The sequence below is a fragment of the Micromonospora sp. AMSO12t genome, assembly GCF_008806585.1.
In the GTDB taxonomy this organism is placed as follows: domain Bacteria; phylum Actinomycetota; class Actinomycetes; order Mycobacteriales; family Micromonosporaceae; genus Micromonospora; species Micromonospora reichwaldensis.
Window position 1 is genome coordinate 1 of record NZ_WAAS01000269.1, and the last position, 8357, is coordinate 8357.

The 8357-nt window shown below is 75.4% G+C and carries 7 protein-coding genes and 2 pseudogenes; 4 read left to right on the top strand and 5 right to left on the bottom strand.

Going from position 1 to position 8357, the window contains the following annotated elements:
- Positions 1-469: pseudogene (locus F6X68_RS27245) on the top strand (recombinase RecQ); the annotation flags it as partial.
- 188 nt (positions 470-657) lie between these two features.
- On the top strand, positions 658-1779 hold the full coding sequence (locus F6X68_RS27250; protein ID WP_225852453.1) for a hypothetical protein: 1122 nt from the start codon (positions 658-660) through the stop codon (positions 1777-1779).
- Positions 1780-1830: 51 nt separating this feature from the next.
- Here the strand turns inward: F6X68_RS27250 and F6X68_RS27255 are convergent, their stop codons facing one another.
- From F6X68_RS27255 to F6X68_RS27265, 3 genes are all read right to left on the bottom strand, one after another.
- Positions 1831-2247 (bottom strand): helix-turn-helix domain-containing protein, encoded by a 417-nt coding sequence (locus tag F6X68_RS27255; RefSeq protein ID WP_091627481.1) that lies wholly within the window; start codon positions 2245-2247, stop codon positions 1831-1833.
- A 238-nt stretch (positions 2248-2485) separates the two neighbouring features.
- The gene (locus tag F6X68_RS27260) at positions 2486-3682 is read right to left on the bottom strand and encodes an SAM-dependent methyltransferase (protein ID WP_151456943.1); all 1197 of its coding nucleotides are present in this window, start codon (positions 3680-3682) and stop codon (positions 2486-2488) included.
- Positions 3683-3858: 176 nt separating this feature from the next.
- Entirely contained in the window at positions 3859-5529 is a 1671-nt protein-coding gene (locus F6X68_RS27265; protein WP_151456944.1) for a DEAD/DEAH box helicase, read from the bottom strand.
- 318 nt (positions 5530-5847) lie between these two features.
- Here F6X68_RS27265 and F6X68_RS27270 point away from each other — a divergent pair, with 318 nt between their 5' ends.
- Positions 5848-6501, top strand: coding sequence for a ferritin-like fold-containing protein (locus F6X68_RS27270; RefSeq protein ID WP_151456945.1), 654 nt, complete (start codon positions 5848-5850; stop codon positions 6499-6501).
- Positions 6502-6561: 60 nt separating this feature from the next.
- Here the strand turns inward: F6X68_RS27270 and F6X68_RS27275 are convergent, their stop codons facing one another.
- Together F6X68_RS27275 and F6X68_RS27280 are read right to left on the bottom strand one after the other, a co-directional pair.
- Positions 6562-6789, bottom strand: coding sequence for a DUF3107 domain-containing protein (locus F6X68_RS27275; protein ID WP_151456946.1), 228 nt, complete (start codon positions 6787-6789; stop codon positions 6562-6564).
- Positions 6790-6854: 65 nt separating this feature from the next.
- Entirely contained in the window at positions 6855-7493 is a 639-nt protein-coding gene (locus tag F6X68_RS27280) for a TetR/AcrR family transcriptional regulator (protein ID WP_132230849.1), read from the bottom strand.
- Positions 7494-7640: 147 nt separating this feature from the next.
- Between F6X68_RS27280 and F6X68_RS34420 the strand changes: the two are divergent.
- Positions 7641-8357 (top strand): annotated as a pseudogene (locus F6X68_RS34420) (hypothetical protein); the annotation flags it as partial.

The following is an 8357-nucleotide window of genomic DNA, read 5'->3' on the forward strand; positions in this document are numbered from 1 at the left end:
CGGCCGGCTGCGCGACCTGGTCGGGCCGGAGGCGGCGGACGTGGCCGTACCCGAAGACGTGGCCGCCGCCGTGGTCGAGGTGTTGAAGGCGTGGGCGCACGGCGACGAGAGGTGGCCGCGCCGCCCGGTCGGGGTGGTCGCGGTCGGCTCGCGCCGCCGGCCCCGGCTGGTCGGCTCGCTCGCCGAGCGGATCGCCGCCGTGGGCCGGCTGCCGCTGCTCGGTGCGGTGACGCCGACCGGCGCGCCGGCCGGCGGCCCGCGCGGCAACAGCGCCCAGCGGGTACGCGCCCTGCACGGCGCCTTCGCCGTGCCGGACGACCTGGCCGACGCCCTCGCCGGGCTCGACGGGCCCGTGCTCCTCGTCGACGACCTGGTCGACTCGGGCTGGACGATGACGATGGCCGCACGGGAACTGCGCCGGGCCGGCGCCCCCGACGTGCTCCCGCTCGCCCTGGCCGTAGCCGGCTGAGCCACCGGTGCCGCCCGGTCCGGCGGGCCGGGCCGCCGATGCCTGGGCGGAGGGGCCCGAGCTGCGGTGGCGTCGTGTCCGGACCGGTCGGGAAAGTTCCCGACGCGGGCGGACTGCGACCGTCGCCACGCCGCGCCACCGGCGGGCCGGCCCGGTGCCGACGGGCGGTAGCGTGGGCGGCATGACCGATGAGCAGCCCGTTCGCGACCGGGACGGCGGCGGTGCCTGACCAGGTGTCGGCCGCGCCGGAGCACGCCTCGGCCGCGCCCGACGGCGTGCCGACCGCGCCGGAGCACACATCGGCCGCGCCCGAGGGCGTGCCGGCCGCGCCGGAGCAGGCGCCGGTCGCGTCCGACGGTGCGCTGGTCTCGTCGGAGCAGGCGTCCGCCGGGCCGGAGCACGTGTCGGCCGTGCCGGACCGCGGCACCGTCCGGCTTGCGCTGGTCGTCGGCGGGTTGGTGCTCGCCGTCCTGCTCGGCTTCGGCCTCGGTCGGCTGAACGGCGGCGGCCCGTCCGCTGCGGCGGGACCGGACAGCGCCCTCACCGGCCACAGCCACCCGCCGGGCACGGGCGCCCACGAGCACGGCGTCGACCAGGCCGCGGCGGCGCAGGCCGCCGGTCTCTCGGTCAGCTCGGCGGGCTACACGCTCACCCCTCTGGCCGCCACGTTCACCGCCGGCCGCGCGGGCGAGCTGCGCTTCCTGGTGCGGGACGCGCAACGCCGCCCGGTGACCCGGTTCGCGGTCGTGCACGAGAAGCCGATGCACCTCATCGTGGTGCGTCGCGACCTGACCGGCTACCAGCACCTGCACCCGACGATGGCGGCCGACGGCACCTGGTCGGTGCCGCTGACCCTGCCGCAGCCGGGGGTCTGGCGGGCGTACGCCGACTTCACCGCGCTCGCCGACGACGGCCGGCAGACCGCCGTGACCCTCGGGGTGGACCTGACCGCGCCGGGCGGCTACCAGCCGAGGCCGCTGCCGGCGCCGGCGTCCTCCGCCACGGTCGACGGCTTCACCGTCGACTACCAGGGCACCCCGCAGGCCGGCGTGACCGTGCCGCTGACCTTCCGTGTCGACTCGGCCGGCGGACCCCCGGCGCTGGAGCGTTACCTCGGCGCGTACGGACACCTGGTCGCTTTGCGCGAGGGGGATCTCGGCTACCTGCACGTCCACCCCGAGCCGCAGCCGGTCGACGGGGCGGTGACGTTCTGGGTGACCACGCCCGACCCGGGCCGGTACCGGCTCTACCTGGACTTCCAGGTTGCCGGCGTGGTGCGGACCGCCGAGTTCACGCTGACGGTGCCCTGACCCCCGCGGATGCCGCCCGAAGCCGGGTGGGGCACTTTCCGCTGGTGGCGCTCAGCCGGCGCGGCGGATGGGGCGGCGGGCCAGGTAGCGCAGCAGGTCGCGGATGTGGTGCTTCTCCTCGGCCGGCACGGTCGGGTCGGCCAGCCGTTGCAGGATCACCCGGACGTCCGCCTCGACCGGGCCGTCGTCGACGCGCCGGCGGGGCGCGGGACCGGCGTCGGGCAGGCCGAGCGCGCGGAACGCTGCCGCGACCGGCAGGTCCAGCGCGGCGCAGAAGCCGCGTACCTTGGCCAGCTCGGGGTAGTCCTGCCAGTCTCCGGCGAGCCAACGGAACACGGTCGACCGACCGACGCCGGTGTGGGACGCCAGGTCGGTGACGGTCCAGCCGCGTTCCTCGCGGGCGTCGTCGATGGCGCGCCGTACGAAACGTGCGAAGGCCATCTGCGGAGAAACCTCTACGGAACCCATCCCTGCGGGTCTTCCCTCCCGACCGGCACCCGGCGGTGCGCCTCCGAGGGTAGTACGGAAAGGCAGGGAAACAGTTGACTGATCGACCAGACCGTCTCGTGAGCGGGACTCCGCACCCTGCGGAATGGCGTGGATCACACGCGCCCGGCGGTCTCCGTGACCGCTCGACCACGCTCGACGCCCGTCCGTCGGCCGGTGCGCCCTCCCGGGGCCGGGTGGCCGCGACGCCCGAGGTCGCTCAGCGGGCAGCCGCGACGCCTTCCGGCACCGGGGTGCCGGGGGCCGGCGCGGGCACCGGCGGCAGCAGCGCCGCCAGCCGTGGGGTGACCGCCCACTGGTCGACGAGTTCCCGGTACTCCGTCCGCTGGGCGGCGGTGGGCGCGGTGCCGGTGCGTCGTGCCCGGATGAGCAGGTTGCGCGGAGTGTGCCGGGAGTCGACGAACTCCACCACCTCGGCCCGGTAGCCGTGCAGCCGGAGCAGCCCGGCCCGCAGCGCGTCGGTGAGGACGTCCGCGAAGCGCTCCCGGAGGATGCCCTGCCGGGTCAGCAGCTCGTACGGGGCCGGGGCCGGCCGCGCGCGGAGCTGGGCCGCGACGTCGTGGTGGCAGCACGGCGCGGCGAGCACCCAGCGGGCCTGCCAGCGCACCGCCCGGGCCAGCGCCTCGTCGGTGGCGGTGTCACAGGCGTGCAGGGCCAGCACCAGATCGGGGGCGGGCTCCACGACGGCGTCGGCGATCGTGCCGGCCACGAAGCTGACCCGGTCTGCCCAGCCCAGCCGCTCGGCCAGCTCGGTGTTGCGTCGCCGCTGGTCCTCCCGGACGTCCACGCCGACCAGCTCGACGTCGACCCCCCGCTGCGCCAGCCACCGGTACGCGGCGAAGGTCAGGTACGCGTTGCCGCAGCCCAGGTCGACCACCCGCAGCGGGCCGGTCAGGTCGTCCGGGAGGGTCGCCGCCAGCGCCCGCAGGAACGCGTCGACCTGGCGCCGCTTCGCCGCCGAGCCGCCGATCTCGGCGAAGATCGGGTCACCGGGATCGAGGAGGTACTCCTTCGCCCGGTCGTGCCCACCCGGCTCGGCGGCGGGCCGGGCCGCAGCGGCCCGGTGCACCTGCGCCTCGCCGGACTTGGTGACCCGCAGCTGGAGCGTCGCGTCGGCCGTCTCCACGTGCCAGTTGCCGAACGGCTCGGCCAGCAGCGCGTCCACCGCCGCGTCCGCCTCCGGGCCGGCGGCCACGTTTCGGGTGTACGGGCGGGAGCCGTCGGAGGTGGAGATCTGCAACCGGGGGCCCGCCTTCAGCGCGACCGGCCGCAGTTCGGCGCGGACCATCGAGGGGCGGTGTCCACGCCGGCGCCCGGCGGCCACCGCACGGGTGAGCGCCGGGTCGAGCAGCAGTGCCCGGACCTCGGTCAGGGCGGCGTCCAGTGGTTCGGGCATTGCTCCATCTTCCTCGTCGACCGGCGGCCTGCCCGGCACGCGTCCCGGCGGCGGTGTCCGGCGGGGGTTCTCGCCGGTGGTGTCGCGTCCGCCCAGCCCGCGGATCACGGCCCGGACGAGGAGATCCCCCGGCACCGGGTGCACCGGTCCGGGGGATCTCGGGTGACGTACGTCGGTCAGTCGGCGGTCGCCTCGGCCGGCGTACCGGCGGCGGAGCCACCACCACGACGGCGCCGGCGGCGGCGGGGCTTCGCGGCCTCGCCCTCGGCGGCGGCCGGGGCCTCGGTGGCCTCGGCGGTGATCACCGTGGTCGGCTCGCCCGCGACGGTCTCGCCGGCGCGGCGACGCCGACGGCGACGCGGGACGCGGGTGCCCTCCTCGGCGGTGTCAGCCGGCGCGTCGGCCTGCGGCGCGTCGGTCGCACCGCCGGCGCGGCCCGAGCGGCGCTCGCCGCGACCACGGCCCTCGCCGCGTTCGCCACGCTCGCCGCGCCGGGAGCCCCGGCCGCCCTCGCCCCGGCGGGGCCGTCCGCCGCCGAGGTCCTCCTCGACCTCGGCCGACAGCCCGGCGCGGGTGCGCTCGGCGGTCGGCAGGGTGCCGCTGACGTCGGTGGGGATGTGCAGGTCGGTGTAGAGGTGCGGGGACGTGTGGTACGTCTCCGCGGGCTCCGGCATGTCCAGGCCCAGCGTCTTGTCGATGATCCGCCAGCGGGGCATGTCGTCCCAGTCGACGAAGGTCACCGCGACGCCCGTCGCCCCGGCCCGGCCGGTACGACCGATCCGGTGGGTGTAGGTGTCCTGGTCCTCGGGGCAGTCGTAGTTGATGACGTGGGTGACGCCGCTGACGTCGATGCCCCGGGCGGCCACGTCGGTGGCGACCAGAGTGTCGATCTTGCCGGCGCGGAACGCCCGCAGCGCCCGCTCGCGCGCGCCCTGCCCGAGGTCACCGTGCACGGCGGCGACCGCGAAGCCACGGAAGTCGAGGTCCTCGGCGACCCGGTCGGCGGCCCGCTTGGTGCGGGTGAAGATCATGGTCAGCCCGCGCCCCTCGGCCTGGAGGATCCGGGCCACGATCTCGACCTTGTTCATCGAGTGGGTGCGGTAGGCCAGCTGCTCGGTCTGCGGCGACGGGCCGGTCTCGGCGGTGTGCCCGGCGTGGATCGTCATCGGCTGGCGCAGGAAGCGCCGGGAGAGGGTGACGATCGGGTCCGGCATCGTCGCCGAGAAGAGCATGGTCTGCCGGTCCTCCGGCAGCATCGCCAGGATCTTCTCGACATCGTCGAGGAAGCCCAGGTCGAGCATCCGGTCGGCCTCGTCCAGCACCAGCGCGCGGACCCGGTCCAGCCGCAGGTGCTTCTGCTTCTGCAGGTCCATCAGGCGGCCGGGGGTGCCGACCAGGATCTCCACGCCCTTGCGCAGCGCGTCGATCTGCGGCTCGTACGCGACACCGCCGTAGATCGGCAGCACGCGCACGCCCCGGGTCCGGCCCGCGGCGGCGAGGTCCTTGGCCACCTGGATGCCCAGCTCACGGGTGGGTACGACGACCAGCGCCTGCGGCACGCCGTCGCTGCCCTCGCCCGGCGCGAAGACCCGCTCCAGCAGCGGTACGCCGAAGCCGAGGGTCTTGCCGGTGCCGGTGGGCGCCTGGCCGATCATGTCGATGCCGCGCATCGCGATCGGGATCGCGTACTCCTGGATGGCGAAGGCGCGGGTGATGCCGGCCGCGGCCAGCGCGTCGACGGTCTCCTGACGCGCGCCCAGCTCGGCGAAGGTGGGAGCCTCCGGACGCACCGGAGCGGTGGCGGCCAGTTCCTGGCCGTCCATCAGGTCTTGAGTCAGCTCGCTCATATGGATTTGGGGGTGCCCTCTCGTGGGTGCGCCCCGGCATGTCCGTCAGGGCGCGTTCGGTGTGGCGCGGGCCACACGGTCGGCGGCTGAATGCCTCTGCCGGACCGGGCCGCACGCGCGCCGCAGGCCTCACACTTCGACCGGGCCGGCTGATCGCTCAGATCAGCCTGGGTCAGGTCGGCGCCCGCGGCAACTGCTCCATGCTACCTGAACCGACCCGAGGGCGTCCCGATTCCATCCGCGCGCGCCACGCCGGGGGCCACCCATGTGACCTGTGTCACTTCTTGCCGGTTTGCCGGCGGGCGGTAGCCTGCGCTCGTGCCCGCGACCGATCTGCCCGACCGCGCCGTCGTCGACCTGCTCGGCCTGGTGGCCTTCGGTGAGCTGCTCGCCTTCGAACGGATGGCCGTCGACGCCCGGCTCGCCCCCGACCTGCGCCGGCGGGCGGCCCTGGGCGAGATGGCCGCCGCCGAGATCGGCAACTACCGGCGGCTGGCCGACCGGCTCGCCGCGCTCGGCGTGCTGCCCGACGACGCCATGGCGCCGTACGTCGAGCCGCTCCAGGCGTACCACGACTCGACCGAGCCGAAGGACTGGGCGGAGGCGGTGACGAAGGCATACGTGGGCGACGCCATCACCGACGACTTCATCCGGGAGATCGCCGCGGCCCTGGCCGAGCCGGACCGTCAGCTCGTCCTCGACGTGCTGCATGACTCGTCGTACGCCGACTTCGCCGTCGCCGAGATCCGGGCGGCCGTCGAGGCCGATCCGAGGGTGGCCGGCCGGCTCTCGATGTGGGCGCGGCGACTGGTCGGCGAAGCGCTGTCACAGGCCGGCCGGGTGGCCGCCGCCGAGCGGGGGGCGCTCACCGCGCTCGTCGCACAGAGCGGGCGGGTGGACGTGCCGGGGCTGTTCGGGCGGCTGACCGCGGCACACGCCACGCGGATGGCCGCCGCCGGGCTGAACAACTGACCGCGACCGGCGTCCGCGACGGGCGATCGTCGGGTCACCCGTCGCGGCCGACCGGACCACTCAGCGGACGGTGAACCCGACCGCGCGCGGCGACGCCTCGGCGATCTCGACGTAGGCGACCTTGTTGACCGGCACGATCACCCGCCGGCCCTTCTCGTCGGTCAGGGAGAGGGTGCCCTCATCCTTGCCGAAGGCCTCGGTCACGATCTGCTCGATCTCGGCCGGCGACTGTGCGCTCTCCAGGACCAGCTCGCGGGGCGCGTACTGCACGCCGATCTTGACCTCCACTGTGCCTCCTCATTCGGGCGAAAGAGCCGCCGTTGGGAAGGCTATCCGATCTCGGGGCCGGATGTTCAGGCTGACTCACCTTGCAGCGGGAAGCTGGCGATGCCCCGCCAGGAGAGCGCCGCGACCAGTGCCTCCGCCTCTGCCTTGGGCAGTTGCCGGCCACGGGCCAGCCAGAACTGCGCGGCGGTCTCGGCCGCGCCGACCAGGCCGGAGGCGAGCAGTTCGGCGTGCGCCCGGCTGATCCCGGTGTCGGAGATGATGGTGTCGGTGATCGCCGCGATGCAGCCCTGCTCCACCCGCTCGACGCGCTGGCGCACCGCCGGGTCGTTGCGCAGGTCCGACTCGAAGACGAGGCGGAACGCCTCGCTCTCGTGGTCGACGAAGTCGAAGTACGCCCGCACCGACGCGCCGACGCGCTCCTTGTTGTCGTTGGTGCCGCGCATGGCGTCGTCGACCTTCGCGAGGATCGCGTCGCAGTGCGTGTCCAGCAGGGCGAGGTAGAGGTCCATCTTGCCGGGGAAGTGCTGGTAGAGCACGGGCTTGGAGACTCCCGCCCGCTCGGCGATGTCGTCCATCGCGGCCGCGTGGTAGCCCTGGGCGACGAACACCTCCTGGGCCGCGGCGAGCAGTTGCTTGCGGCGCGCGGAACGGGGCAGGCGGGTGGGCCGGCCGGCGGTCTGGGCACCGTTCCCCACAGCGGTCATGGGAACCTCCGAGTCTCTTCGTACGAGCCGGCAATTCACCCGAACCGGTCGGGGCCCGGGGACCCGTCGCGGAATTGGCCCGCCGCTGTAACTTATCGCCACTGTCACCACACGGTAGCCTCAGCGGGGGCGACCAAGGAGCGCGCGGTGAGTGAAACAGGGCAACCCGGTGCCGCCAACCCGGGGGAGCACGGCGACGGCACGGGTCCGCAGGACGACCTGGCCCGTTCCGGCAGCGGGTGGGCGCCCCCGGCGGCCAGTTGGTCCCGGGGCGGGGAGATCTCCGGCCCCCGCGAGCCGGCCTCTCCATGGGGTCCGCCCGAGCCGTCCCCCGGTTGGGCCGCCTCGTCCCCGCGGCACGGCGACCTGCCGCCACCGCTGCCCGGCCCGGCCGCGACCGAGCCGCCGGCCCGGGTCAACGGCCACCACGCCAACGGCGTCGACCACGCCGCCGACGACGCGCCGGTCAGCCGCCAGGTCCCGGTGAGCGCCCCGCCCGGCATCCCCGGCGACCAGCGCCGCGACCCGGGCAACGACCGGCTGGTGGTGCCCGCGCAGCGCCCGGCGCCGACGGCCGAGCAGCCACCAGGGACGCAGCACGGGTTCACCGACCCCGAGTCCCGTCCGGCCCGGCGCTCCGCCGAGGACCCGTCGGCCGGCCGCCAGAACCGCTGGTCGGAGCCGGGGCTGCCGACGTCGGCGCCCCCCGCCGTCCAGGTCCCGCCGGTGGGCACCGCCGCCAGCGGCTTCGAGGTGCCGCCCGGCTTCCACGCGCCGACGGCCGACCGTGCCGCCGCCGACGAGCCCCCGTCGGCCGCCGGCCCGCCGCGCGGCTGGAGCGACCACTACGCACCGGAGCCGTCG

Bases quoted from the DNA above. Each gene is read 5' to 3' on its own strand.
- F6X68_RS27250 (WP_225852453.1), top strand. From the start codon at position 658: ATGAGCAGCCCGTTCGCGACCGGGACGGCGGCGGTGCCTGACCAGGTG.
- F6X68_RS27260 (WP_151456943.1), bottom strand. From the start codon at position 3,682: ATGCCCGAACCACTGGACGCCGCCCTGACCGAGGTCCGGGCACTGCTG.
- F6X68_RS27280 (WP_132230849.1), bottom strand. From the start codon at position 7,493: ATGACCGCTGTGGGGAACGGTGCCCAGACCGCCGGCCGGCCCACCCGC.
- F6X68_RS27265 (WP_151456944.1), bottom strand. From the start codon at position 5,529: ATGAGCGAGCTGACTCAAGACCTGATGGACGGCCAGGAACTGGCCGCC.
- F6X68_RS27255 (WP_091627481.1), bottom strand. From the start codon at position 2,247: ATGGGTTCCGTAGAGGTTTCTCCGCAGATGGCCTTCGCACGTTTCGTA.